General features: G+C 61.0%; 22 protein-coding genes and 1 riboswitch. Of the genes, 8 read left to right on the forward strand and 14 right to left on the reverse strand.

The genetic code is table 11. The annotated features are described in order from the left end of the window. Positions 1-72 precede the first annotated feature (72 nt). Positions 73-2,346, reverse strand: a complete 2,274-nt coding sequence (gene parC / locus BVU99_RS00835; RefSeq protein WP_025304301.1) for a DNA topoisomerase IV subunit A — start codon at positions 2,344-2,346, stop codon at positions 73-75. A 325-nt stretch (positions 2,347-2,671) separates the two neighbouring features. Between parC and BVU99_RS00840 the strand changes: the two genes are divergently transcribed. Then, positions 2,672-3,253 carry an NAD(P)H-dependent oxidoreductase gene (locus BVU99_RS00840; RefSeq protein WP_025304302.1) on the forward strand — a complete coding sequence of 194 codons (582 nt, stop codon included), beginning with the start codon at positions 2,672-2,674 and terminating at the stop codon, positions 3,251-3,253. 33 nt (positions 3,254-3,286) lie between these two features. Then, complete coding sequence (locus BVU99_RS00845; RefSeq protein WP_025304303.1) at positions 3,287-3,595, forward strand: putative quinol monooxygenase; 309 nt, start codon at positions 3,287-3,289, stop codon at positions 3,593-3,595. 8 nt (positions 3,596-3,603) lie between these two features. Here BVU99_RS00845 and BVU99_RS00850 read toward each other — a convergent pair whose 3' ends face one another. From BVU99_RS00850 to nudF, 6 genes are all read right to left on the reverse strand, one after another. Beyond that, positions 3,604-4,500 carry a LysR substrate-binding domain-containing protein gene (locus BVU99_RS00850; protein WP_025304304.1) on the reverse strand — a complete coding sequence of 299 codons (897 nt, stop codon included), beginning with the start codon at positions 4,498-4,500 and terminating at the stop codon, positions 3,604-3,606. A gap of 81 nt (positions 4,501-4,581) precedes the next feature. Next, complete coding sequence (gene parE, locus BVU99_RS00855; protein WP_099816628.1) at positions 4,582-6,477, reverse strand: DNA topoisomerase IV subunit B; 1,896 nt, start codon at positions 6,475-6,477, stop codon at positions 4,582-4,584. A gap of 46 nt (positions 6,478-6,523) precedes the next feature. Continuing rightward, a complete protein-coding gene (gene yqiA, locus BVU99_RS00860) occupies positions 6,524-7,108 on the reverse strand; it encodes an esterase YqiA (protein ID WP_025304306.1) in 585 nt (194 codons plus the stop codon). Next, positions 7,108-7,935, reverse strand: a complete 828-nt coding sequence (gene cpdA / locus BVU99_RS00865; RefSeq protein WP_060434581.1) for a 3',5'-cyclic-AMP phosphodiesterase — start codon at positions 7,933-7,935, stop codon at positions 7,108-7,110. Before cpdA ends, yqiA begins: the two co-directional genes overlap by 1 nt. A 27-nt stretch (positions 7,936-7,962) precedes the next feature. Beyond that, a complete protein-coding gene (locus tag BVU99_RS00870; protein WP_004937244.1) occupies positions 7,963-8,388 on the reverse strand; it encodes a DUF1249 family protein in 426 nt (141 codons plus the stop codon). After that, positions 8,388-9,020, reverse strand: a complete 633-nt coding sequence (nudF, locus tag BVU99_RS00875; RefSeq protein ID WP_043142088.1) for an ADP-ribose diphosphatase — start codon at positions 9,018-9,020, stop codon at positions 8,388-8,390. Before nudF ends, BVU99_RS00870 begins: the two co-directional genes overlap by 1 nt. 347 nt (positions 9,021-9,367) lie before the next feature. On the opposite strand from nudF, the gene hasF reads away from it, so the two are divergent. Together hasF and dhaR are read left to right on the forward strand one after the other, a co-directional pair. After that, a complete protein-coding gene (gene hasF, locus BVU99_RS00880) occupies positions 9,368-10,885 on the forward strand; it encodes a multidrug efflux transporter outer membrane subunit HasF (RefSeq protein ID WP_089196273.1) in 1,518 nt (505 codons plus the stop codon). Between the two features lie 151 nt (positions 10,886-11,036). Continuing rightward, on the forward strand, positions 11,037-12,986 hold the full coding sequence (gene dhaR, locus BVU99_RS00885) for a dihydroxyacetone kinase operon transcriptional regulator DhaR (protein ID WP_089196274.1): 1,950 nt from the start codon (positions 11,037-11,039) through the stop codon (positions 12,984-12,986). On the opposite strand, the gene dhaM is transcribed toward dhaR, so the two are convergent. Genes dhaM through BVU99_RS00905 form a run of 4 tightly spaced genes read right to left on the reverse strand, consistent with a single transcriptional unit; the run spans position 12,983 to position 17,289 of the window. After that, positions 12,983-14,413: a dihydroxyacetone kinase phosphoryl donor subunit DhaM gene (dhaM, locus tag BVU99_RS00890; RefSeq protein ID WP_025304311.1), complete on the reverse strand. Its 1,431-nt coding sequence runs from the start codon at positions 14,411-14,413 to the stop codon at positions 12,983-12,985. The genes dhaR and dhaM overlap by 4 nt on opposite strands. Before the next feature lie 11 nt (positions 14,414-14,424). After that, complete coding sequence (gene dhaL / locus BVU99_RS00895; protein WP_025304312.1) at positions 14,425-15,057, reverse strand: dihydroxyacetone kinase subunit DhaL; 633 nt, start codon at positions 15,055-15,057, stop codon at positions 14,425-14,427. Positions 15,058-15,066: 9 nt separating this feature from the next. Beyond that, a complete protein-coding gene (dhaK, locus tag BVU99_RS00900) occupies positions 15,067-16,137 on the reverse strand; it encodes a dihydroxyacetone kinase subunit DhaK (RefSeq protein ID WP_099816629.1) in 1,071 nt (356 codons plus the stop codon). Positions 16,138-16,188: 51 nt separating this feature from the next. Next, positions 16,189-17,289 (reverse strand): glycerol dehydrogenase, encoded by a 1,101-nt coding sequence (locus tag BVU99_RS00905; protein WP_099816630.1) that lies wholly within the window; start codon positions 17,287-17,289, stop codon positions 16,189-16,191. A 353-nt stretch (positions 17,290-17,642) separates the two neighbouring features. Here BVU99_RS00905 and BVU99_RS00910 point away from each other — a divergent pair, with 353 nt between their 5' ends. Next, the gene (locus BVU99_RS00910; RefSeq protein WP_025304315.1) at positions 17,643-18,305 is read left to right on the forward strand and encodes a DUF1190 family protein; all 663 of its coding nucleotides are present in this window, start codon (positions 17,643-17,645) and stop codon (positions 18,303-18,305) included. Positions 18,306-18,308: 3 nt separating this feature from the next. Next, positions 18,309-19,469 carry a glutathionylspermidine synthase family protein gene (locus BVU99_RS00915; RefSeq protein ID WP_025304316.1) on the forward strand — a complete coding sequence of 387 codons (1,161 nt, stop codon included), beginning with the start codon at positions 18,309-18,311 and terminating at the stop codon, positions 19,467-19,469. A 47-nt stretch (positions 19,470-19,516) separates the two neighbouring features. On the opposite strand, the gene ygiD is transcribed toward BVU99_RS00915, so the two are convergent. Further along, positions 19,517-20,299 (reverse strand): 4,5-DOPA dioxygenase extradiol, encoded by a 783-nt coding sequence (gene ygiD / locus BVU99_RS00920; RefSeq protein WP_025304317.1) that lies wholly within the window; start codon positions 20,297-20,299, stop codon positions 19,517-19,519. A gap of 325 nt (positions 20,300-20,624) precedes the next feature. On the opposite strand from ygiD, the gene BVU99_RS00925 reads away from it, so the two are divergent. Beyond that, the gene (locus BVU99_RS00925) at positions 20,625-22,157 is read left to right on the forward strand and encodes an alkaline phosphatase (protein ID WP_099816631.1); all 1,533 of its coding nucleotides are present in this window, start codon (positions 20,625-20,627) and stop codon (positions 22,155-22,157) included. Positions 22,158-22,210: 53 nt separating this feature from the next. On the opposite strand, the gene ribB is transcribed toward BVU99_RS00925, so the two are convergent. Next, complete coding sequence (gene ribB / locus BVU99_RS00930; RefSeq protein ID WP_004937218.1) at positions 22,211-22,864, reverse strand: 3,4-dihydroxy-2-butanone-4-phosphate synthase; 654 nt, start codon at positions 22,862-22,864, stop codon at positions 22,211-22,213. A gap of 109 nt (positions 22,865-22,973) precedes the next feature. Continuing rightward, positions 22,974-23,134: riboswitch (FMN riboswitch) on the reverse strand. 147 nt (positions 23,135-23,281) lie between these two features. Here ribB and BVU99_RS00935 point away from each other — a divergent pair. After that, on the forward strand, positions 23,282-23,557 hold the full coding sequence (locus tag BVU99_RS00935) for an accessory factor UbiK family protein (RefSeq protein ID WP_025304319.1): 276 nt from the start codon (positions 23,282-23,284) through the stop codon (positions 23,555-23,557). 61 nt (positions 23,558-23,618) lie between these two features. On the opposite strand, the gene hldE is transcribed toward BVU99_RS00935, so the two are convergent. Beyond that, positions 23,619-25,049, reverse strand: a complete 1,431-nt coding sequence (gene hldE / locus BVU99_RS00940) for a bifunctional D-glycero-beta-D-manno-heptose-7-phosphate kinase/D-glycero-beta-D-manno-heptose 1-phosphate adenylyltransferase HldE (RefSeq protein ID WP_019453075.1) — start codon at positions 25,047-25,049, stop codon at positions 23,619-23,621. Positions 25,050-25,080: the final 31 nt, after the last annotated feature.

A 25,080-nucleotide genomic window follows, 5' to 3' on the forward strand; every position in this document is an offset into this window, starting at 1 on the left:
AATAAACGCCAGCAAAAATAAATAAGGCGGCCACAGCATGCTGCGACCGCCCGTTAACGCTAGCGCCAACGCTTACTCTTCGCTGTCGCCACCCGACGCCCGCACCGGCGCATCCACTTCGACGCGATCGATGCGCTGCAGGCCACGCGGCAGCTGGGTCCCCTTGCGGCCGCGCTCCGCGCGGAACTTCTGCAGATCTTCCGGGCGCAGCGTCAGCTTGCGTTTGCCAACGTGCAACGTGACGGACGCCTGCGGCGGCAGCACGAACAGCCAGGCCAGCTTGTCTTCACCGGCTGCGGCCTGCGCCGCCGGAATGGAGACGATCTTGTTGCCCTTGCCCTTCGACAGCTGCGGCAGATCGGCGACCGGGAACATCAGCATGCGCCCGGCGGCGGTGATCGACAGCAGCATATCGTCTGCGCCGTGAATTTCCATCGGCGGCAGCGCTCTGGCGTTGTCCGGCAGCGTGATCATCACCTTGCCGGCGCGGTTGCGCGCCACCAGATCGTTGAAGGTACAGACGAAGCCGTAACCGGCGTCGGACGCCATCAGCAGCTTCTGATCGTCGGCCGCCATCAGCACCTGCTCAATGGTGGCGCCCGGCGGCGGTGTCAGCTTGCCGGTCAACGGCTCGCCCTGCCCGCGTGCCGACGGCAGCGTCATCGGATCGAGCGCATAGCTGCGCCCGGTAGAATCGATGAACACCACCGGCTGGTTGCTCTTGCCGCGTGCCGCACCACGGAAACTGTCGCCGGCCTTGTAGCTCAACCCGGCAGGATCGATATCGTGGCCCTTGGCGCTGCGCACCCAGCCCATTTCCGACAGCACAATGGTCACCGGCTCGGACGGCACGAAGTCATGCTCGCTCATCGCCTTGGCTTCCGCACGCTCGGTCAGTGGTGAACGGCGATCGTCGCCATAGGTTTGCGCATCGGCCTGGATCTCTTTCTTGATCAGCGTATTCAGCTTGCGCTCGGACGCCAGCAGCGCCTGCAGCTGATCGCGCTCTTTCGCCAACTCATCCTGCTCACCGCGGATCTTGACCTCTTCCAGTTTGGCCAGGTGACGCAGTTTCAGCTCGAGGATCGCTTCCGCCTGGGTATCGGAGATGCCGAAACGCTGCATCAGCACCGGCTTCGGCTCATCCTCGCTGCGGATGATGTGGATCACCTCGTCGATGTTGAGGAACGCCACCAGCAAACCTTCGAGGATATGCAGACGTTTGAGCACTTTCTCGAGGCGGTAGTTCAGGCGGCGGCGCACCGTATCGCGACGGTAGGCCAGCCATTCGGTGAGGATCTCCACCAGCCCTTTCACCTGCGGGCGGTTGTCCAGACCGATCATGTTCATGTTGATGCGGTAGCTGCGTTCCAGATCGGTGGTAGCGAACAGGTGATTCATCACCTGCTCCAGATCGATGCGGTTGGAACGCGGCACGATCACCAGACGCGTCGGGTTTTCGTGGTCGGATTCATCGCGCAGATCCTCGACCATCGGCAGCTTCTTGGCGCGCATCTGGCTGGCGATCTGCTCCAGCACCTTGGCGCCGGAAACCTGATGCGGCAAGGCGGTGATCACCGCGCTGCCATCCTCTTTCTTCCACACGGCGCGCATGCGCACCGAGCCGCGGCCACTCTGGTAAATTTTGCGAATCTCATCGCGCGGAGTGATGATCTCGGCTTCGGTCGGGAAGTCCGGCCCCTGCACGAACTCGAGCAGATCATCGAGCGAGGCGCCCGGTTTGTCGAGCAGCGCCACCGCCGCCGCGGCGACTTCACGCACGTTGTGCGGCGGAATGTCGGTCGCCATGCCGACCGCGATGCCGGTGGTGCCGTTCAGCAGGATGTTTGGCAGACGCGCCGGCAGCATCTTCGGCTCTTGCAGCGTGCCGTCAAAGTTCGGGATCCAGTCGACCGTGCCCTGGCCCAGTTCGGCCAGCAAGACTTCGGCGTATTTGGACAGGCGCGATTCGGTATAGCGCATCGCCGCGAACGACTTGGGATCGTCCGGCGCGCCCCAGTTCCCCTGGCCGTCCACCAGCGGATAGCGATACGAGAACGGCTGCGCCATCAGCACCATGGCTTCATAACACGCGCTGTCGCCGTGCGGGTGGTATTTACCCAGCACGTCGCCCACGGTACGGGCGGATTTCTTGAATTTGGCGCTGTTGTTCAGCCCCAGCTCAGACATGGCGTAGATGATACGGCGTTGTACCGGCTTCAAACCGTCGCCAATGTACGGCAACGCCCGATCCATGATGACGTACATGGAATAGTTCAGATAGGCGTTTTCAGTGAATGTGTGCAGCGGTAAACGCTCTACACCGTCATGAGTCAGATCACTCATTACTCAATTATCCTCAGACCGTGGCTTGGCAATCCCTTGGACGACAAAAGGCATCGCTTGTCGATTCTGCCCGCGATAGTAACCCATCTGCGGGGTAGCTGTCACAGTTGGCGCAAGGATCGCCGGCGACGGCCAATTCCGCGATGCGGTTTATGCAAAATTTCGCTACCTGGCGGCTTCTTTATTGACTGGCAGTCAACACTGTTGTGCGCCGGATCGCATTTTTACTTGCCTGACTAACGATTACACTCGTCGCCAGCGAGATGGTTTCCGCCTTTTCGGCGGGAAGCATGCCATATCTTAACTCTGACGGGAGCCGCGAAAGATGAGCAATATCCTGATTATCAACGCTAAAAAACAATTCGGCCATTCCAACGGCGAACTCAACCAAACCCTGAGCGACGTGGCGGAAAGCTTCCTGCGCGATCTGCAGCACGATGTGCAGGTCACCGTGGTCGACGACGGCTATGACATCGAAGCCGAAGTACAGAAATACCTGTGGGCCGACGCGGTCATCTATCAGATGCCGGGCTGGTGGATGGGCGAACCCTGGATCCTGAAAAAATACATCGATGAAGTGTTCACCGCCGGCCACGGCAGCCTGTATGCCAACGACGGCCGCTCTCGTTCCGACGAAAGCAAAAAATATGGCTCCGGCGGCCTGATCCAGGGCAAAAAATACCTGCTGAGCCTGACCTGGAACGCCCCGCTGGAGGCCTTCACCGATCCCGATCAGTTCTTCCACGGCATCGGCGTCGATGGCGTTTACCTGCACTTCCACAAGGCCAACCAGTTCCTGGGGATGGAAGCGCTGCCGACCTTCATCTGCAACAATGTGATCAAAGAGCCGAATATCGCGGACGACATCACGCGTTATCGCGAGCATCTGGCGAAAATTTTTGCTTAACTGACGCAGAACATTCTCATCAACGAGGTAAGCATGATCACCGTAATCGCAGAAATCAAAGTGAAACCCGGCCACCGCGCCACCGTACTGCAAGCCATTGAAAAACTGGTGCCGCTGGTGCTGGCGGAAGACGGCTGCGGCGAATACACGCCGATGGTCGACAGCAATACCCAGGCGCCGTGGCAGAAGCGGTCGCCGGATTCGGTGTTCATGCTGGAGAAATGGGAAAGCATGGCGCATCTGGAAAAACACCTGGCCATTGAACATATGCTCAAACACCGCGACACCCTCAAAGACAGCGTGCTGGACACCGAGATCTACATCCTGGAAAACGCCCTGTAAGCCCCGCCTTATAACGTCTGCGCGTCGATGTGCGCGCTGACGTAGTCAAGAAAACAGGTGATGCGCGCCGCCAATTGCGTATTGCGGTAATACACCGCATTGATTGGCTGGCGCACGTCCAGCGTCTCCTGCTCCAGCAACGTCACCAACTTGCCGGCTTCCCGATCGCGCCGGGTCATAAAGTCTGCCAGCTGTACGATCCCCTCGCCCCGCAGCGCCAATTGCCGCAGCGTTTCACCGCTGGACGCCGAGATCGTTGGCGTGATGGTGAAATGCGGCGCCTGGCGATAGCGCAACGGCCACTGGTTCAGTGATTCCGGCTGGGTAAAACCGAGCAGACAATGCCGATGCAACGCCTCCACGCTCTGCGGCGTGCCGTGCTGCTGCAGATAAGCCGGGCTGGCGAGGATGCGCAACCGGCTGGCGCCCAGCGCGCGCGCATGAATGGTCGAATCACGCAACGCACCGATGCGAATGGCAATATCCGTGCGTTTTTCCAGTAGATCGATAACCAGGTTGTCAGTATTCAGCTCGAGCGAAATTTGCGGATAACGTTCCCTGAACCCCGCTACCAGCGGCACGATGACGTGCTCCATAAAAGGCGCAGCCGCGTTTATCCGCAGTCGCCCGGCCGGCATCTGCCGGCGCACCGCCATTTGTTCTTCGGCATTTTCCACCGAGTTGATGATCGTACGCGCATGGCTCAGGAAGCTTTCCCCCTCTTCGGTCAGCTCCAGGCGACGCGTAGTGCGGCGCATCAGGGTGGTATCGAGTTTGTTCTCCAGGCGGCTGAGCGCGCGGCTGATGCCGGATGTCGTTTGGCCGAGCCGATCGGCAGCGGAGGTGATGGAACCGCTGTCGACCACCGAGGTGAACGCCAGCAATTCTTCGAGCGTGATCTTCATGCATTTCGGCCCAGGTTATCGGGCGCCGCATGAACGCCCTGCGGGAAAGCAGGCCCGGCGTTCACCGGGCCAGGGTCAGGCTCAGACCGCCAATTCGGCCATGTCGCCCTTGTCTTGCAGCCAGTTACGGCGATCTTCCGAACGCTTCTTGGCCAACAGCATGTCCATCACCGCCAGCGTCTGATCGACATCATCTTCCGCTACCGTCAGTTGCACCAGCCGGCGGGTATTCGGATCGAGGGTGGTTTCGCGCAGCTGCAGCGGGTTCATCTCACCCAGCCCTTTAAAGCGCTGGACGTTCGGCTTGCCCTTCTTGCGCTTCAGCTGTTCCAGCACGCCGGCCTTCTCTTCTTCATCCAGCGCGTAGAACACTTCTTTACCGAGATCGATGCGGTACAGCGGCGGCATGGCGACATAAACGTGGCCGCCTTTCACCAGCGAACGGAAGTGGCGCACGAACAGCGCGCACAGCAGCGTGGCGATGTGCAGGCCGTCGGAGTCCGCATCCGCCAGGATGCAGATTTTGCCGTAGCGCAGCTGGCTGAGATCTTCGCTGTCCGGATCGATGCCGATCGCCACGGAAATGTCGTGCACTTCCTGCGAGGCCAGCACTTCGTCCGAGGACACTTCCCAGGTATTCAGGATCTTGCCCTTCAGCGGCATGATCGCCTGATATTCGCGATCGCGCGCCTGCTTGGCCGATCCGCCCGCCGAGTCCCCTTCCACCAGGAACAGTTCGGTCATGGCCAGATCCTGCGAGGTGCAGTCCGCCAGCTTGCCCGGCAGCGCCGGCCCGCTGGTCAGCTTCTTGCGCACCACTTTCTTGGCCGCGCGCAGGCGGCGCTGGGCGCTGGAAATCGCCAGCTCGGCCAGCTGTTCCGCCGCCTGAACGTTCTGGTTCAGCCACAGGCTGAAGGCGTCTTTCACCACGCCGGAAACGAAGGCCGCACACTGACGCGAAGAGAGACGTTCTTTGGTCTGCCCGGCGAACTGCGGATCCTGCATCTTCACCGACAACACGTAGGCGCAGCGATCCCAGATATCCTCCGCCGACAGCTTCACGCCGCGCGGCAGGATGTTGCGGAATTCGCAGAACTCGCGCATCGCGTCCAGCAGCCCCTGACGCAGGCCGTTGACGTGGGTGCCGCCCTGCATGGTTGGGATCAGGTTGACGTAGCTTTCGGTCAGCAGCTCGCCGCCTTCCGGCAGCCACAGCAGCGCCCAGTCCACCGCTTCGGTATCACCGGCGAAATTGCCGACGAACGGCGCTTCCGGCAGGGTGATCAGGCCGTTAACCGCTTCCATCAGGTAGTCGGTCAGGCCGTCCTGGTAGCACCAGCGCTGCTCGGTATTGTTCACCTTGTCGATGAAATAGATCTCAACGCCGGGGCACAGCACCGCTTTGGCTTTCAGCAGGTGAGTGAGGCGCGATACCGAGAAACGCGGGCTGTCGAAGAACTGTTCGTCCGGCCAGAAGTGCACGCTGGTGCCGGTGTTGCGTTTGCCGCAGGTGCCAGTCACCGTCAGGTCTTGCACTTTGTCACCGTTTTCGAAGGCGATGCCATAGACGTTGCCGTCGCGGCGCACGTTGACTTCCACCCGCTTCGACAGGGCGTTGACCACCGAGATCCCAACGCCGTGCAGGCCGCCGGAGAACTGGTAGTTTTTATTCGAGAATTTACCGCCGGCGTGCAGCCGGCACAGGATCAACTCAACCGCCTGCACGCCCTCTTCCGGGTGGATGTCCACCGGCATGCCGCGGCCGTCGTCGATCACTTCCAGCGACTGATCGGCGTGCAGGATCACGTCGATACGCTTGGCGTGACCGGCCAACGCTTCGTCGACGCTGTTATCGATCACCTCTTGGCCGAGGTGGTTTGGGCGCGTCGTGTCGGTATACATGCCGGGACGACGGCGCACTGGTTCTAGACCGCTGAGTACTTCAATGGCATCAGCGTTATAGCTGGATTGAGTCATCGTTGATTATTTTTTCGTGGTTAAAGGGAGGTGCCGGAACGGTCCGTCAGACCGCGTTTAGCCCTAAAAAATCCACAATCTGGGGGAAGTAGTGCTCGAAACCGACGAAGGCGTGGTTTCCACCCGACTCCACCGTTTGCCGACACGCGGTGTAATACGCCACTGCCTGGCCGTAATCGAGAATTTCATCGCCCGTTTGCTGCAGCAGCCAGATTAAATCCGGCGACTCCAAGGGATCGATCTGCATCACTTTCAGATCGTAAACGTGCCGAGACTCTAACACATATTGCTGGCCGGTGTAGGGGTTCTCGTTGGCGCCGAGATAGTCCACCAGCAGCTCAAACGGCTTGACCGCCGGGTTGACCACCACCGCCGGCAGGGAAAAACACTGCGACAGCCAGGTGGCATAATAGCCGCCCAGCGATGAGCCGACCAGCCCGAGCGTTTGCCCGGCGCGCTCCAGCACCATATTTTCCAGCATCTCGGCGGCCTCCGCCGGAAAGGCCGGCAGCTGCGGCACCAGCATCTCGATGTCGGGATGGTGTTCGGCCAGCCAGGCCTTGAAGGCCACCGCCTTGGCCGACTGCGGCGAACTATTGAAACCGTGCAGGTAGAGCAGCGTCGAAGGCATCAGTATCCATCCGAGTCCATGTCGGGGCGGAAATCGTCGTTTTCCAGGCGGAACACCTGCGTCTCGACGCGGCCGTCCGGCAACAGATCGAGGTAACGCCAGCCGGGCGAGACGTCGTCGATGGTAAAGTTAGTGCAGTGCGGCTTGAATTGCACGCAGGTGGACGGCGTCGCCAACAGGCGCCGGCCCTGCCATTCCAGATCCAGATCCTGATGAATGTGCCCGCACACTACGGTATTCACTTTCGGATAACGCAGCAGGATCGCGCCCAGCATATGCGGGTTGCGCAGGCTGTGCTGATCGAGCCAGGTGCAACCGGACGGCAGCGGATGATGGTGCAGCAGCAACAGCGTATAGCGCTCGGGGTGAGCCTGCAGGCAGCGCTCCATCCACTCGAGCTGATACTCGCTCAATTCGCCGTGCGGCACGCCGAACACCTGGCTGTCCAGCATCAGCACCTGCCAGTCGTCGCCCAGCAACACCTGTTTGGAAGGGGCAATGCCGGCGGCGGCCAACGCGTCGACCATCGCCGGTTGGAAATCGTGGTTACCCGGCAGCCACACGCAGGGGGCCGGCAATTGCGCGATGCCGGCGGCGAAGTGGCGGTACGCCTCTTGCGAATGATCCTGCGCCAAATCTCCCGTGGCGACGATCAAATCAACGTCGCGGCGCTGCGCCTGGATTGCGTCCAGCACCGCGTGATAGCTGCGATAGGTATTGATGCCGAGCAACGTCTCGTGTTCGCCGGCAAAAAGGTGGGTATCTGTTATTTGTAGAATCCTGACCGCGGCCCCACTCGCCACGGGCAGTTTAAACAGGCTTTCCAAATGGTGTCCTTTGTTATTTCAGTCTGTCTAACAAACCGGAACCGCCATCGCTCCATGCGCCAAACAGTAGCGCAGCCAATCAGCAAGAAACTGGTTAATTTGATGCTTTTCGTCGCGTTGATGCAACTTTTTATTAGGATAATCATAACGCGCTTTAAAGCGGTAGATCTGCTGACTGGAACACACTTCCGCAACCATGGCGTCATGGTACAACCGCACCGTCATCGCGGGCAGGCTCCAGTAGCTGACCGCCGGAAAGATCTGCTCGATCTCCACCAGCGACGTGTAACGCGTGGACTCAACGATGGTCAAACGATAGCCGGCGCCGTTCACCTGATAAGTCACCGTTTCGCCCGCTTCGTCGTTGCGCGGCAGCAAGCGGCGCAATTGCGCGAAGTTGGTTTCGCACAATCTCATCATTTCGGGGAAATCAGGGGTATAGCGCTGTTTCATTAGTTGGCCCACTCTTTTCTCAACGATTCATGGTGCAACGCCAGCCATTGCAATGCAATCACTGATGCGGCGTTATCGATCGCGCCCTCCTCTACCCAGCGGTAAGCCTGCTCGCGGCTGACCACGTGGACGCGGATATCTTCATGCTCTTCCGCCAGACCGTGGATGCCCTCGGCGGTGCGGGCGTCCACTTCGCCGACCATGATCGACAAACGTTCGCTGGTACCGCCGGGGCTGGCCAGGTAGCTCAGCACCGGCTTACAGCGCCCGACCACCACGCCGGCCTCTTCCTGCGCTTCGCGGCGGCACACGTCTTCGACGCTTTCGCCGGTTTCGATCATACCCGCCACCATTTCCAGCAGCCAGGGCGAATTACGGGTATCGACCGCGGCGATGCGCAGTTGTTCAATCAGCACCACTTCATCGCGCACCGGGTCATAGGGCAGCAGCACCGCCGCATGGCCGCGCTCGAAAATTTCACGCGTGATTTCAGGGCTCATTTCGCCATTGAACAACCGATGGCGAAACCGGTATAAATTGAGTGAAAAAAAACCACGGTACAGCGTCTCGCGTGCAATAATTTCTACATCTTTTTTATCGAAAGTAACGGGCGACGGCTGCGAACGGTTCATGCGCGAATTCTCCTGCTTGAGTATGCCGATAAAATAAACGGTTTTGATGACAGAAACAGCGGGACTCTCCGCCGCGGCTTTATGTTAGGCTGTTTCTCGCCGCCGGATGCGGCACGTTTGTGCGCTCGCAGGTAATAGCGGGAAACAATCCGGATTGTCAGCCATAATATCAGCTGCAGTCGACCGGGGCAGTACGCCAAGGTAAATGGGCGGTCTGAAAGGTAAAAGTTACGTGAGATGGCACATTCAGCCACCTGATGCGTACCGCAGACTCTGCTAGAATCGGCAACTATTTCGTCTATCGTCAGCGCTAACATAGCAATATTGCTGCACAACAAGGAATGCAAATGAAGAAACTGCTCCCCCTTCTTATCGGACTGAGCCTGGGCGGCTTCAGTGCAATGAGCCAGGCAGAGAACCTGCTGCAGGTCTACAAACAGGCCAGGGAAAGTAACCCGGATCTGCGCAAAAGTGCTGCTGACCGCGACGCCGCATTCGAAAAGATCAATGAAGCGCGCAGCCCGCTGTTGCCGCAGCTCGGTTTAACCGCAGGTTACGATTACACCAACGGTTATCGTGACAGCAATGGCGTTAACAGCAACGTGACCAGCGGTTCGCTGGCATTGACGCAAACCCTCTTCGACATGTCGAAATGGCGCCAGCTGACGCTGCAGGAAAAGACCGCCGGCATCTCTGACGTCACCTTCCAGACCGCAGAGCAGTCGCTGATTCTCAACACCGCCACCGCTTACTTCAACGTGCTGAAAGCGATCGACACGCTGTCCTATACCCAGGCGCAGAAAGATGCGGTCTACCGCACGCTGGATCAAACCACCCAACGCTTCAACGTGGGCCTGGTGGCGATCACCGACGTGCAGAACGCCCGTTCGAACTATGACACCGTGCTGGCGGCCGAAGTCTCCGCCCGCAACGATCTGGATAACGCGCTGGAAACGCTGCGCCAGGTGACCGGGGCCTTCTACCCGGAGCTGGCCTCGTTGAATACCGATCGCTTCAGTACCCAGCGCCCGGAAGCGGTGAACAACCTGCTGAAAGAAGCGGAAGCGCGCAACCTGAGCCTGCTGTCCGCCCGTCTGAGCCAGGATCTGGCGCGTGAGCAAATCCGTGCAGCCCAAACTGGCTATATGCCGACGATTGACGTCAGCGCGTCGACCGGCATCAGCAATACCAAATACAACGGCTCCAACACCGGCGGCGCGAATGCCGCACGCTACAGCGACTCCGATGCGGGCCAAAATAAGGTCGGCATCAGCTTCAACCTGCCGCTGTACAGCGGCGGCGCGACCAATTCGCAGGTGAAACAAGCGCAGTACGGCTTCGTCGGCGCCAGCGAGCAGTTGGAAAGCTCACACCGCAGCGTGGTGCAGACCGTGCGTTCGTCGTTCAACAACGTTAACGCTTCGATCAGCAGCATCAACGCCTACAAACAGGCGGTGATCTCCGCGCAAAGCTCCCTGGACGCGATGGAAGCCGGTTATCAGGTCGGTACCCGCACCATCGTCGACGTGCTGGACGCCACCACCACGCTGTATAACGCCAAACGTCAACTGTCCGACGCGCGTTATACCTATCTGATCAACCAGCTGAACATCAAGTCGGCGCTCGGCACGCTGAACCAGAACGATCTGCTGCTGTTGAACGGCGCGTTGGGCAAACCGGTATCGACCGCGCCTGACGCCGTCGCGCCGCAGAATCGCGCGCAGGACGCCTATGCGGACGGCTATCAGGACAATGCGCCGATGCAACAAACTGCGGCGCCGGCACCGGCGGCCACTCGCGCATCCGCGCCGGCCGTTACCACCAGCCAACCGGCTCGCAACAGCGGCAACCCATTCCGCAACTGATGCGCGCACGCTGACAAACACGGGGTCCGGCCTGCGCCGCGCCCCGTTTTTTTTTGCCCCGATTTCCCCGCTTCTGCCCACCGCCTCACAGCCGCCGCTACACCAGGTGGTATCATCTTCACTCTCGTTTTCGCAGTCTGGATGAGGTTCGATGGACAACGATTCACGCTGGCAGCGGCTGATTAACGACGGTGAACTGCCGCCGCCGCTGCGCCCGACACAAGCCGTTTACGCCTCCTGGCTACGCTGCCGCAGCCTGATGCAGCCAGACGTTTGGCAGGCACCGCACCGCGCTCAGGGCGCCACCTTCGAATCGATTTGCCGCCGCAAGAACGATCTGCTGACGCTTGGCCAGGCGGCGCTGGAAGACGCCTGCGAATACATGGAGCCGCGACGTTGTCTGTTGCTGATCCTCGACGAGAGCGGCTGCACGCTGTGGCATTGCGGCGACGCCCAAACCTGGGAACATCTGCAGCAACTGGGATTCGCCCCCGGCGCTTACTGGGCCGAAGGACAGATCGGCACCAATGCTCCGGCGCTGGCGGCGGCGGAAGGCCACCCGGTGCGGGTGAGCGGTGAAGAGCATGTGCGCCAGGCGCTGCACGGCTGGTCGTTCTGCGCCACGCCGGTCTACGACAACAGCGGCCGCCAGCGCGGCTCGATCGCGCTGGGCTGTCTGCTGGCCGACTGCGCCGCCGGCGATCTGTCGCTGACGCTGGCCATCGCCCGCGAAATCGGCAACTCGCTGAACGCCGACGGCCTGCTGGCGGAATCCAACCGCCATCTGAATCAGCTTTACGGCCTGCTGGACGGCGTGGACGACGGCGTCATGGCCTGGGATCACCGCGGCTACCTGCAATACATCAACCAGCGCGCCGCCGGCCTGTTGAAGCTGGACGAACAACAGAGCCAGGGCAAGCCGCTGACGCAGCTGTTGACGCTGCCCGCGCTGCTCAAGCGCGCCATCGCCGATCGCCAACCGCTGCAACACGTCGAAGTCACCTTCGAAAGTCAGCGACAATTTATCGCCGCATTGCTGACGCTCAAGCCGATTTTCGACGGCGATCGCTGCAGTTTCATCGCCCTGCTGCACCCGCTCGAACGGCTGCGCCAGTATGTCAGCAGCCAACTGGGGCGCGTCAGCCACAGCTTCGAACAGATGCCCTCCACCTCGCTGGAAATGCGGCGACTGATCCGTTACGGGCAGCAGGCGGCCAAAGGCCAGCATCCGATCCTGTTGCGCGGGGAAGAAGGCGTTGGCAAAGAGCTGCTCAGCCAGGCTATCCACAACGCCGGCGAACGCGCCGCCGGGCCGTATATCGCCCTCAACTGCCAGCTGCTGACGCAGGCGCAGGGGCTGCGTGAGCTGCTGGGCAACGACGCCAGCGAAGAAGAGGCGGGCCAGCTCAGTAAATTCGAATTGGCCAACGGCGGCACGCTGTACCTCGAACAGATCGAATACCTGCCGGCGGAGATGCAGTCGGCGCTACTGCAGGTGTTGAAAACCGGCGTGGTGATCCGCCTCAATTCCAGCCGGGTGATCCCGGTCGATGTGCGTGTGATCGCCGGCAGCGCCGCCGATCTGCCGCTGCTGGTGCAGCAAAACCGTTTCCGCCGCCAGCTATTTTACAGCCTGCAGGCGTTCGAAATCCTGATCCCGCCTCTGCGCCAGCGGCTGAGCGATATTCCGCTGCTGGTCAAACACCATTTGCGCACGCTGGAGCAGCATTTTCAGTGCCGCTTCCGGATCGATGACGAGGTGATGGCCCAGTTGGCGCTTTATCTGTGGCCGGGCAACGATTTGGAACTGAAAGGGGTGGTGGAGCGCGCGGCAATGATTTGCCACGGCCACCACATCCAGTTGGCGGATCTGCCGGCGCACCTGCTCGGCCAGCCGTCGCTGCTGGAAAGCGATCCGCAGCCCGGCGCACCGCTGTTGACGCTGACGGACATGGAACGCCAGGCGATCCTGCGCGCGGCGACCGTCAGCCGTGGCCAGGTGACGGAGATGGCGCAGCTGCTGGGCATAGGCCGCACCACGCTGTGGCGGAAGATCAAACAGCACGGGATCGACATCCGCCAGTTCAAGCTGCGTGCCTAGTGGCTGAGCTGCAATACCCCGCGCGCGGCGTCCAGCATCGCCTTCTGCCCGCTGCGGGTTTTGCTCAGGCAATCCTGCATGCCGACCACCATAGGAATGCCCATCGCCTTCGCCAGAATGGCGCTGTGCGACAGGGCATTGCCGCCGCTCAGGCAGATGCCGAGCACCAGCCGCCTGTCGAGCATCACCACCTCCGAGGGCATCAGCTCGTCCATCACCAAGATTGACGGTTCTGCGAGCGCCATGGCCGGCAGCGGCAGCCCCTGCAGATGGCACAGCGTGCGGCGCAGCATGTCGCGCACGTCCAATTCGCGCGCCCGCATGTAGTCGTCATCCAGCTCACGGTACTCTTCGGCGATCGCCCCCAGCACCTGCCGCCAGGCCTGCTCGGCGCAGCACAGCTGCTGCGCGATGCGGGTGTAAGCCGCCTGCTGCAGATCCGGATCGTCCAGCAGCATGCTGTGGGCGCCGAAGATCGCCGCCTGCGGCTTGCCGATCAGCGTACCGGTACGCTCCGCCAGCCGGTTCAGATCGCTCAGCGTGTGCTGTAGCGCCTCCCGCAGGCGTTGCTGTTCGCCCAACACCTCGTCCGCACCAATCCGTCGATCGACGGTTGGCGGCCAGAAGCTGTGGGCCTGGAACACGGGTCCGCTGGTGACGCTTTCCGCCACCGGGATACCGTGCAGCGAAGGCTGCTGCCGCTCGGAGACCGTCTCGCCGAAATGTTGTTCCGCCAGCGCTTTGAACGCCGCCAGCGCCTCGTCCGCCTGCGCACCGTCGGCGATCAGGCGAACGGTGTCGCCGTGACGAACCTGCAGCAGCGCCAGCTGATTGAGGCTGCGCGGATCGACGCACTGCCCCTGCTTCTCCAGCACCAGCTCGGCCTTGAACGGCGCCAGCGTCTCGACCAGCCGCGCCGCCGGGCGCGCATGCAGCCCGTGCGGGTTCTGCACCGTCCAGGTTACGCTTTTGCCCTGCGCCAGCGGCAAGGCCACGCTTTTCGCCGTCGGTGAAGCCTCACCCAGCTGTGCCTGCTTGGCCTGCAGCGCCCCCTGCGCCTCCGCCACCACCTGTTCCAGCGAAGCACCGGAGTTGGCGGCCACCACCGCCGCCAGGGTGCCTTCAACCAGCGGCGCCGCGCACAGCCGCACTTTGGCGGCCAGGTCCGGGTCCAGCAGATCGAGCGCGGTTTCGGCACTGAGCAGCGCGCTGCCCAGATCCATCAGCACCAGAACGCCGTCGCCGCCGGCGACCGCTTCGATCGCCTCCATCACTTTGACCGCGTCGGTACCGATCGGGTGCTGCTCGTCATCCACGCCCGCCGCCAGCGCCAGTTTGCAGCCGTCACCGCGCATCATCTGCCGCGCCAACTGCTCAACGCCGCGCGCCAGCAACGCGCTGTGCGAAACCACCACGATATTAATCATCTCGCCTCCTGCTAACTGCCGGCGACCTCGGCCAGCGTTTTCATCATCAACATCACCGAAGTGGCGCCGGGATCCTGGTGGCCGATGCTACGCTCGCCCAGGTAACTGGCCCGCCCTTTACGCGCCTGCATGGTAATGGTGCTCTCCACCGCCCGCTCGGCGCTGTCGGCGGCGCGCTGCAGCGCCTCCGCCACGCTCAGGTTCTGCTGCGCGGACTGGCCGAGGCTTTCCACCACCGGCCACCAGACGTCGCACATGGTCTTGTCGCCCGGCTCCGCCTTACCGCGCATCACCACGCCTTCCACCCCTTCCTGCATCACCTGATGCAGCTCCACCAGATCCAGGCTTTGCTTGGCGTTCGCCGCCTGCGCCGCGCGGATGAAGAAGGTGCCGAACAGCGGACCGCTGGCGCCGCCCACGCTCGACAGCAGCGTCATACCGGTGTTTTTCAGGATAAAGCCGATATCCTTGTCCGCCACCGACGGCAGCTTTTCCACCACCTTATTGAAACCGCGATTCATGTTCAGACCGTGGTCGGCATCGCCGATCTCGGTGTCCAGTTGGGTGAGAAAATCGCGCTCCCGGCTGAATACTTCGCCGCAACGCATCAGCCAATCGACGACCTGTTGTTTGGTCAACGCCATAATTCCTCCTCAGCAACCCCAACGCAGCGCAGGCGTTTTCACCGGCGCATCCCACAAGGACAACAGCTCGTCGTCCACGTTCAACAACGTGATGGACACGCCCTGCATATCAAGCGAGGTGCAATAAGAACCCACCAGGTTGCGTTCGATAATGATGCCCGCCTCGGCGCAACGCTCCGCCAATCGATGGTAGACGCCATACAGCTCGGACAGCGGCGTGGCACCCAGGTTATTGACCAACGCGATCACCCGATCGCCGCGCGTCAGCGACTGCTTGGTCTGCATCTCGTCGCGCCACTCGCCCTGCTGACGATCCCAGACGCGGATCGTGCGCTGATAGTGGCCGTGGTCGATCAACGTATGGAACATGTCGTCCACCGCCGCGTTGAGCGTGGTGAACGGGCGGCGCGCAATGCCCGGCTCGCCGTGAATGCCGACGCCGAACTCCATCTCGTTCTCCGCCAGGGTGAACGACGGTTTGCCGGCGGCGGGGACGGTACAGGCACCCAGCGCAATGCCGATCGAATGCCCATGGTTGTTGATGCGATGCCCCAGCGTCACCACGCTGTCCAGATCGTCGCCGCGCGCCGCGGCGGCGCCCAGCAGTTTCTCCATCAGCACGGTATTGGCCACCCCACGCCGCCCGGCGGTGAACAGGCTGTCTTTGACCGCCACGTCGTCATCCACCAGCACCGTCGCCACCGCGACGCCGCTGTCGTGCAGCAGTTCGGTGGCGGTTTCGAAGTTGAGCACGTCGCCGGTGTAGTTCTTAATCAGCAGCAACACGCCGGCGCCGCCGTCGATCGCCTGACCGCACTCGTACATTTTATCCGGCGTCGGCGAGGTGAAAATCTCGCCCGGACAGGCGCCGTCGAGCATCCCTTCGCCGACGAAACCGCAGTGCATCGGCTCGTGGCCGCTACCGCCGCCGGACAGGATCGCCACCTTGCCCGCCACCGGCGCGTCGGCGCGAGTCACGAACACCGGATCCGCGTGCACCAGCAACTCGGGATGGGCCTCCGCCAACCCCTGCAACTGCTCTTCCAACACCGACTCGACCTGATTAATCAGTTTTTTCACGATGGTTTCCTCTGTAAGCCCAGGGGCGCGGCGCACCGCGCCCCAACGGTATCAATGACGCTGCAGCCAGGTGGCGCCCAGCCTGTCCGCCGTCAGGACCGCCGCCTGCACGCCCGCAGGGGTGACCTTGAACGGCATGTTGTGAATGGTTTCGCCGGCGGCGCAACTGGCCTCGGCCACCGCCATCATCTTCGCCGTCGCGTCGCCGGTGACGCCCATCTGCGCCAGCGTGATCGGCAGGCCGATGTCATGGCAAAACGCCAACACGGTTTCAATCTGCGCCATCGGGCTGTTCTGCAATACCAGCTGCGCCAAGGTGCCGAACGCCACTTTTTCGCCGTGATACAGGTGGTGGCACTCTTCCAGCACGGTGAAACCGTTGTGAATGGCGTGCGCCGCCGCCAGCCCGCTACTCTCGAAGCCGATGCCGCTCAAATACGTATTGGCCTCAATAATGCGCTCCACCGCTTCCGTTACCACGCCGGCCTCGACCGCCAGCTTGGCCTTCACCCCTTCGGCCAGCAGCGTGTCATAGCACAGCCGCGCCAGACTGAGCGCCGCCAGCGTCGATTTGCCGCCGGCCATGCTGGTGGCCTGAGCGTCGAAGCAGGCCTGCGCCTCGAAATAGGTGGAAAGCGCGTCGCCCATGCCGGCCACCAGCAGGCGCACCGGCGCGTTGGCGATGATGGAACTGTCCATCACCACCATATCTGGGTTGCGCGGGTAGATCAGGTATTCGGCGAATTCGCCCTGTTCGGTGTAGAGAACCGACAGCGCGCTGGTCGGCGCATCGGTGGAAGCAATGGTGGGAATGAGCACCACCGGCAGCTGTTGGTAGTGGGCGACGGCCTTGGCGGTGTCGAGCGTCTTACCACCGCCGACGCCGATCACTCCGCGGCAACCGTGGGCCTGCAGCTCGCGGCCGAGCCGGTCTATCTCTTTGCGGCAGCACTCGCCGTTGAAGCGGACCGCGTGATGTTTCACGCCGTGCTGCTGCAGGCTGCCCATTAGGGTGTCGCCCGCCAGCTGCATCACGAAGTCGTCGGCGATCACCAGGTAATGATCGGCGAGGGATTTGGCGTATTCGCCGACGACGGCTAGCGCATTGGCGCCCTGAATGTATTTACCTGGTGACTGGATGATTCTCAACATAACCGGATCCTTGTAGGGAGTTGGCGATGGTAACGTTCAGATATCAGGTGATGACGCGCCGACTTCGCCGTCGGCTTGTTGTTGTGCTTCGACTATGAGCGCCTGCCACCCGCCTGGCGAGCTTCGCGATTTTTGTTCCATTATGGAACATCATCATAGCGATAACGTTTCATGATGAAACGCCAACGCGCGTTTTTTCGCCGCGAAAGCGAACTGGCGCACACCCCAACGTATAACTGCGTAAAGAGTGGATTCTACGGGCGTTTCAGCTTTAATTTTGACCATGTTTCCCCTATCCTTAGCGCCACTACTGGGAAAGGGCGAAAACAGCCCGCATGATGGGATTGATAACGATGAAACGGACAAAAAACATCAACCAAGAGACGTTCCGCAAATCCTGGCGCAGCTACCGTGTCGCGCCCGTGGCCTTGGCGATCAGCGCCGTCTTTATGCTGGCCGGCTGCGAGAAGAGCGATGAAACGGTCTCCCTGTATCAGAATGCCGATGACTGTTCGCGCGCCAATCCTTCGATGAGCGAGCAGTGCACCACCTCCTACAACAACGCCCTGCAAGAAGCGGCGAAAACCGCGCCGAAATACGCCACCCGCGAAGACTGCGTCGCCGAGTTCGGCGAAGCGCAGTGCACCCAGGCGCCGGCACAGGCCGGCATGGCGGCGGAATCGCAAAGCAGCGGCAGCTTCTGGATGCCGCTGATGGCGGGCTACATGATGGGCCGCCTGATGGGCGGTTCCGGCTTCGCGCAGCAGCCACTGTTCACTTCCAAGAACGCCGCCAGCCCGGCGAACGGCAAGTTTGTCGACGCCAGCGGCAAGAGCTACGGCCCGGCCACCGCCGGCGGCCGCACCATGACGGTGCCGAAAACCGCCATGGCGCCAAAGCCTGCGGTCACCAACACCGTGACCCGCGGTGGTTTCGGCGAGACCGTGGCCAAGCAGACCAGCATGCAGCGCAGCAGCGCCACTTCCAACTCCGGCTCTCGCAGCATGGGCGGTTGATGCATGAAACGTATTGCTATTACCGAGCGCCCGGACTGGCGTGAAAAAGCGACCGAGTTCGGTTTCCGTTTCCACACCATGTACGGCGAGCCGTACTGGTGTGAAGACGCCTATTACCAGTTCACGCTGGCGCAGATTGAAGAGATCGAAAACGCCACCGCCGAGCTGCACCAGATGTGCCTGCAGGTGGTGGAAAAGGTGGTCGGCAGCGATGAGCTGATGGCCAAGTTCTGCATTCCGAAACACACCTGGGAGTTCGTGCGCAGCTCCTGGCGCACCAACCAGCCGTCGCTGTATTCGCGTCTCGATCTGGCCTACGACGGCGTCAACCCGCCGAAGCTGCTGGAGAACAACGCCGATACGCCAACCTCGCTGTATGAGGCGGCCTTCTTCCAGTGGCTGTGGCTGGAAGACCAGATCAACGCCGGCAAGCTGGATCCGGAATCGGATCAGTACAACAGCCTGCAGGAGAAGCTGATCGAGCGTTTCGCCGAGCTGAAAGCGCATCACGGCTTCGGCCTGTTGCACCTGGCCTGCTGCCAGGACAGCGAAGAAGATCGCGGCACGGTGCAATATCTGCAGGACTGCGCGCAGGAAGCCGGTCTGCCGACCGAGTTCCTGTTCATGGAAGAGATTGGTCTTGGCGAGAAAGGCCAGTTTACCGATCTGCAGGATCAGGTGATCGGCAACCTGTTCAAGCTCTACCCGTGGGAATTCATGCTGCGCGAGATGTTCTCCACCAAGCTGGAAGACGCCGGCGTGCGTTGGCTGGAGCCGGCCTGGAAGAGCATCATCTCCAACAAGGCGCTGCTGCCGCTGCTGTGGGAAATGTTCCCTAACCACCCTAACCTGTTGCCGGCTTATTTCGCGCAAGACGATCATCCGCCGATGGATCATTACGTCACCAAACCGCTGTTCTCACGCGAAGGCGCCAATATCCAGATCGTCGAAAACGGTCAGGAAGTGGCGCGCGTCGATGGGCCATACGGCGAAGAGGGCATGATCGTGCAGCAGTTCCATCCGCTGCCAAAGTTCGAAGACAGCTACACGCTGATCGGCAGCTGGCTGGTGAACGATCAACCCTGCGGCATCGGCCTGCGCGAAGATCGCGAGCTGATCACGCAGGATCTGTCGCGCTTCTATCCGCACACCATCCTCGGCTGATCACCCCGCTGAAGACAAAACGCCAGTCTCTGACTGGCGTTTTTTCTTTACCCCACCTGCACCGACAGCATGCTCAGCGCCCCCATTTCGATACCGTCGATCGGCACGCTGATGGCCTCTTTTCCATCCCAGCCGCCAAGCACGTACAGCAATGGCAGATAGTGTTCCGGCGTCGGATTCGACAACGCCGCGCCCTCATGGCGCATGAAATCCACCAGCGGGTGGTTGTCGCCTCGATAGCGCAGGTTATCCCGGACAAAGTTATTGAACGATTCCGCCCACGGGTAGGCGCTGGTATCGCCCTGCCATTTCACCATGCGCAGGTTGTGTACCACGTTGCCGCTGGCGACGATCATCACACCCTCATCCCGCAGCGCCGCCAGTTTACGACCCAGCTCATAGTGATAGGCTGCCGGCTGCGTGCCGTCGACGCTGAGCTGCACCACCGGGATATCGGCATTGGGATACATCTTGATCAATACGCCCCAAGTACCGTGATCCAACCCCCACTCACCGAGATCGGCCGTCACCGGCACCGGCGCCAGAATGTGCTGCAGCTGCGTGGCCAGCGCGGGAGAGCCCGGCGCCGGATAACGGGTATCAAACAGCGCCTGCGGGAACCCGCCGAAGTCGTGAATGGTTTTGGGCTTTTCCATCGCAGTGACCGCAGTGCCACGGGTATACCAATGCGCAGAAACCGCCACGATCGCCTTCGGCCGCGGCAATGACTCACCCAACGCACGCCATGCCCGGGTGTAACGGTTGTCTTCCAGCACGTTCATCGGGCTACCGTGGCCAAGAAACAGTGCCGGCATACGAGAGGTGTTCATAGTGGGATCCTCAGTTCAAATTGTGCTATGCCGCTACATTACGCGCTTTGACGCATCAACACAGCCGGATAACCGTGATGAAGATATTCAATAAATTTGAAATAAAAGCCGGAAAAATAGACTGGCAAACAAAAAGTTAAAAAATGCATATTTTTCAAATAATTAATAATCAACGTGAATACCATGGCATTACTGCCACACAGATCTAATTTGTGAACAATTTATGTACTCTTTGTTAACGCGATCTATACACTCCTCCTTCAGTCGACAGGGTGTTGGCAGCCCGTCGGCGCTACGGGAATCACGTCTCACCAAGGAGGAATTCATGTTCAGACTCACACTGGCAACCCGCCTGGCGCTTTCCATGACCTTGTTCGCCACGGGGGCAGTCGCCGCCGGCGCGGTGGACAACGCGCCGCTGACGCAGCGCGAAGACCCTTACTTCCTTCAGGCGCAAGCCCAGCTGCAACAGCGGCTGAAGCAGACGCCAAACACCAACCGCGCCAAAAACGTCATTCTGGTGGTCGGTGACGGCATGGGATTTTCCACCGTGACCGCCGCCCGCATTTTTGAAGGGCAGCAGCGCGGCGTGGATGGCGAGTCCAACGTGCTGGCCTGGGAAGCCTTCCCCTATTTGGCGGCGGCCAAAACCTATTCCGCCGACGCCCAAATCACCGACTCCGCGCCCAGCGCGGTGGCAATGACCACCGGCGTCAAAACCATCAACGATCTGATGGGCCTCAACCATACGGCCACCCTCAACAATTGCGAGGATCAGCAAACCAAGGCCGTCACCACGCTCTGGGAGATGGCCGCAACGCTCGGCATGGCCACCGGCGCCGTGACAACCGCGACCATTACCCACGCCACGCCGGGCGCCACCTATGCCCATATCGCCAACCGCGACTGGGAGTCTGACGCCAAAATGCCGGCGGACGCCCTGGCCGCAGGCTGCCGCGACATCGCGCGCCAGCTGGTGGAAATGAAATACGGCAACGGCCTGAACGTGGCGATGGGCGGTGGGCGCGCCAACTTCCTGCCCGACAGCGTGAGCGATCCGGAATATCCCAGCAAAACAGGCGCCAGAAAGGATGGTCGCGACCTGACGCAGGCCTGGCTGCAGCGCTACGGCGAGCGTGGGCAATACGTATGGAATCAGGCACAGTTCGATAAAATCGAGCCGGGTAAGGTCGACCATCTGTTGGCCCTGTTCGAGCCATCACACATGAACTTCGAGCACGATCGACGGCAAGACGCGGCGGGAGAACCTTCACTGGCAGAGATGACCGGCAAGGCCATCGATATTCTGGCCAGGAATCCCGAAGGCTATCTGTTGCTGGTAGAAGGCGGGCGCGTCGATCACGGCAGCCATAACGGCAACGCCTACCGCACGCTGAGCGACGCGGTCGCCCTGAACGAGGCGGTGAAAACCATCGTCGGCAAGGTCAACCTGGACGAAACGCTGGTGATCGTGACCGGCGATCACAGCCACACGCTGACCATCGCCGGCTATGCCAAGCGCGGCAATCCTATCCTCGGCATTTCCGTCGGCGTCGACGATAAACCTCGGCTGGGCAGCGACGGCAAGCCCTACACCACCCTCGGTTTCGCCAACGGCCCCGGCGGCGCGATCCCGCTGACCGAGCGCCCGGCATTGACCATGGAGCAAACCACCGCGCCCGACTTTATTCAGCCGGCACTGGTGCCGCTGAAAAGCGAGACGCACGGCGGGGAAGATCTCGGCATCTACGCCATCGGCCCCTGGGCGCATCTGTTCCAGGGTACGGTTGAGGAGAACTACACCTTCCACGTGATGAATTACGCCAGCCGCATCGGCGAACGCCTGTCAAAGCGGTAGCCACAAAAAAAGCCGCGTTACGCGGCTTTTTTATCGTTGAAAGCGGCCGGCTATCAGCTGGCTTTTTTCTCGTGCGCCTGGCGGTAGGCCACCAGATCTTCGATGGTCAGCACTACCATGTCGTGCTGTTTGGCGAAGGTAATCACTTCCGGCGCATGCGCCATGCTGCCGTCGTCATTGGTCAGTTCACACAGTACGCCGGCAGGTTTGAAACCGGCCATGGAGACCAGATCGATGGTTGCTTCGGTGTGGCCGCGACGGCTCAGCACGCCGCCCGGCTGCGCACGCAGCGGGAACACGTGGCCCGGACGGTTCAGGTCGCTCGGCTTGGCGCTGTCTGCCACCGCCGCGCGGATGGTGGTCAGGCGATCGGAAGCGGAAACCCCGGTGGTCACGCCCTGCGCCGCTTCGATGGTCACGGTGAAGGCGGTCTGGAACTGGCTGGAGTTGTTGGTCACCATCATCGGCAGCTCAAGCTGCTGACGGCGTTCTTCGGTGATGCACAGGCACACGATACCGCTGCCGTGGCGGATGGTCAGCGCCATCTGCTCAACGGTCATGGTTTCCGCGGCGAAGATCATGTCACCTTCGTTTTCACGATTTTCATCATCGAGCACCATTACGCCGCGCCCGTTGCGCAGTGCGTCAATCGCGCGTTCAACGCGTTCTGTCGGCGTGCCGAAGTCTGAAAGTAGCGTCTGATTCATGGTAAAAAACCTCATTAAAAATTATGGATTACCAGAACCAGGGCGATCTTGAGGAGTAGCTAGCAATAGCTAAAAAAATAACGCAAGCGGGCGCATGCCCGGCAGATACCGTTACTCTCTCCCATCCGGACTATAACCGTCGGCCCCGGAATTACACCGGATCTGCTGACCTCTAACCGGCCTTTACAGGCTGGCTGAGCGCTCGCGGGCTTTCACCGTAGAAGGTGATTTACCGCCGGTGGGGACTTTCACCCCGCCCTGAGAATAAGCAAGATGACTATAACGCTAATGGATAGACAGGGCAATTGGCAAAAGCACAATTCGGCCACGCGCGGCGAATGCGCTTAATGGTGTTTATCCGGCGGGCAACTCGCATTACACTAAGCGGCAGCTATTAAACTCTGAAAGGGATACGCCATGATTGACCCGAAAAAAATCGAACAAATCGCACGCCAGGTTCATGAGTCCATGCCTAAAGGCGTTCGTGAATTCGGGGAAGACGTTGAGAAAAAAATCCGTCAGGTCCTGCAATCGCAGTTGACCCGCCTGGATTTGGTTAACCGCGAAGAGTTCGACGTGCAGACTCAGGTGCTGTTGCGCACCCGCGAGAAGCTGGCGCTGTTGGAACAGCGCATGGCCGAGCTGGAAAGCAAACTGAGCACGGCGCCGGCAGCCAAGCAGGAAGACGAATAATTTCCGCCAAGGGCGCGCACCTGTATGAACCGCGCGCCCTTGTTCTTTAGATTACCCGGCGTTAGCCGCGCCCGTCTTTAATCGCTTTGATGATGTTGGTGGTCGACAGGCCGTCTTCAAAGTTCAACACTTTGACATCGCCGCCGTTGGCCCACACTTCCGCACTGCCGGCAATCTCTTCCGGTTTGTAATCGCCGCCTTTCACCAGCAGATCCGGCAGAATGTCGGCGATCAAGCGCTGCGGCGTGTCCTCTTCGAACGGCACCACCCAATCCACCGCTTCCAGCGCGCCCAGTACAATCATGCGGTTCTCCAGCGCGTTGACCGGGCGTGTTTCCCCTTTCAGGCGCTTGGTCGACGCATCGCTGTTCACCGCCACGATCAGGCGATCGCCCAGCTTGCGGGCGTTGGCCAGATAAGAGACGTGGCCGGCATGCAAAATGTCGAAGATGCCGTTGGTCATCACCACTTTTTCGCCGCGCTGACGCGCCTGCGCGACGGCATGCTTCAACTGCGCTTCGGTCATCACGCCAAAACCGGTTTCGGCGCGGCCACGCACCGCGTTTTCCAGCTCGATCGGTGACACGGTGGAGGTACCGAGCTTGCCCACCACCACGCCGGCGGCAGCGTTGGCCAGGAAACAGGACTCTTCCAGCGAGTTACCGGCGGCCAGCGAGGCGGCCAGCACACCGATCACGGTGTCGCCGGCGCCGGTCACATCAAACACTTCCTGCGCCTGGGTCGGCAAGTGCAGCGGTTCAACGCCCGGCTGCAACAGCGTCATGCCGTGTTCTGAACGGGTAACCAGCAGCGCCGACAGCTCGAAATCCGCCACCAGCTTCATACCGCGTTCCACCAGTTCCGCTTCATCCTTGCAGTGGCCCACCACCGCTTCGAACTCGGACAGGTTCGGCGTCAGCAGCGTCGCGCCGCGATAGCGCTCGAAATCAGATCCTTTCGGATCGATCAGCACCGGCACCTTGGCGGCGCGCGCCAGTTGGATCATGCCCTGCACCTGGCTGAGCGCGCCCTTGGCGTAATCGGACAGCACCAGCGCGCCGATCTGCGGCAGCGCCTGCTGAATACGCTCCAGCATCGGCTGTGGATCAACGTTGGAGAAGCCTTCTTCGAAGTCGAGACGGATCAGTTGCTGGTTGCGGGACAGCACGCGCAGCTTGGTGATGGTCGGATGGGTCGGCACCGAGACGAAGTCGCAGCGCACGTTGACTTCATTCAGCTTGGCGCTCAGCGCCCGCGCCGCATCGTCGATGCCGGTCAGGCCCACCAGACGGGAAGTGGCGCCCAGCGAAGCGATGTTCATCGCCACGTTAGCCGCGCCGCCGGGACGCTCTTCGATGGTATCGACCTTGACCACCGGCACCGGGGCTTCCGGTGAAATGCGGCTGGTCGGCCCATACCAATAGCGATCCAACATGACGTCACCGACCACCAGCACACCGGCGCGGCGAAAATCAGGCAGCGTAACTTTCATCCGATAACTCCAAAAAAGAACAAAATTTTAG

Source organism: Serratia sp. OLAL2 (assembly GCF_002752475.1).
GTDB lineage: Bacteria > Pseudomonadota > Gammaproteobacteria > Enterobacterales > Enterobacteriaceae > Serratia > Serratia bockelmannii.

Excerpts from the sequence above, each read along its gene's own strand:
- BVU99_RS00840 (WP_025304302.1), top strand. The coding sequence starts at position 2,672 with ATGAGCAATATCCTGATTATCAACGCTAAAAAACAATTCGGCCATTCC.
- BVU99_RS00935 (WP_025304319.1), top strand. The coding sequence starts at position 23,282 with ATGATTGACCCGAAAAAAATCGAACAAATCGCACGCCAGGTTCATGAG.
- hasF (WP_089196273.1), top strand. The coding sequence starts at position 9,368 with ATGAAGAAACTGCTCCCCCTTCTTATCGGACTGAGCCTGGGCGGCTTC.
- dhaM (WP_025304311.1), bottom strand. The coding sequence starts at position 14,413 with ATGATTAATATCGTGGTGGTTTCGCACAGCGCGTTGCTGGCGCGCGGC.
- parE (WP_099816628.1), bottom strand. The coding sequence starts at position 6,477 with ATGACTCAATCCAGCTATAACGCTGATGCCATTGAAGTACTCAGCGGT.
- BVU99_RS00925 (WP_099816631.1), top strand. The coding sequence starts at position 20,625 with ATGTTCAGACTCACACTGGCAACCCGCCTGGCGCTTTCCATGACCTTG.
- nudF (WP_043142088.1), bottom strand. The coding sequence starts at position 9,020 with ATGAACCGTTCGCAGCCGTCGCCCGTTACTTTCGATAAAAAAGATGTA.
- BVU99_RS00915 (WP_025304316.1), top strand. The coding sequence starts at position 18,309 with ATGAAACGTATTGCTATTACCGAGCGCCCGGACTGGCGTGAAAAAGCG.
- dhaL (WP_025304312.1), bottom strand. The coding sequence starts at position 15,057 with ATGGCGTTGACCAAACAACAGGTCGTCGATTGGCTGATGCGTTGCGGC.
- BVU99_RS00850 (WP_025304304.1), bottom strand. The coding sequence starts at position 4,500 with ATGAAGATCACGCTCGAAGAATTGCTGGCGTTCACCTCGGTGGTCGAC.
- ribB (WP_004937218.1), bottom strand. The coding sequence starts at position 22,864 with ATGAATCAGACGCTACTTTCAGACTTCGGCACGCCGACAGAACGCGTT.
- BVU99_RS00910 (WP_025304315.1), top strand. The coding sequence starts at position 17,643 with ATGAAACGGACAAAAAACATCAACCAAGAGACGTTCCGCAAATCCTGG.
- ygiD (WP_025304317.1), bottom strand. The coding sequence starts at position 20,299 with ATGAACACCTCTCGTATGCCGGCACTGTTTCTTGGCCACGGTAGCCCG.
- hldE (WP_019453075.1), bottom strand. The coding sequence starts at position 25,049 with ATGAAAGTTACGCTGCCTGATTTTCGCCGCGCCGGTGTGCTGGTGGTC.
- parC (WP_025304301.1), bottom strand. The coding sequence starts at position 2,346 with ATGAGTGATCTGACTCATGACGGTGTAGAGCGTTTACCGCTGCACACA.
- BVU99_RS00845 (WP_025304303.1), top strand. The coding sequence starts at position 3,287 with ATGATCACCGTAATCGCAGAAATCAAAGTGAAACCCGGCCACCGCGCC.
- yqiA (WP_025304306.1), bottom strand. The coding sequence starts at position 7,108 with ATGCCTTCGACGCTGCTCTACCTGCACGGTTTCAATAGTTCGCCGCAG.
- BVU99_RS00870 (WP_004937244.1), bottom strand. The coding sequence starts at position 8,388 with ATGAAACAGCGCTATACCCCTGATTTCCCCGAAATGATGAGATTGTGC.
- BVU99_RS00905 (WP_099816630.1), bottom strand. The coding sequence starts at position 17,289 with ATGTTGAGAATCATCCAGTCACCAGGTAAATACATTCAGGGCGCCAAT.
- dhaR (WP_089196274.1), top strand. The coding sequence starts at position 11,037 with ATGGACAACGATTCACGCTGGCAGCGGCTGATTAACGACGGTGAACTG.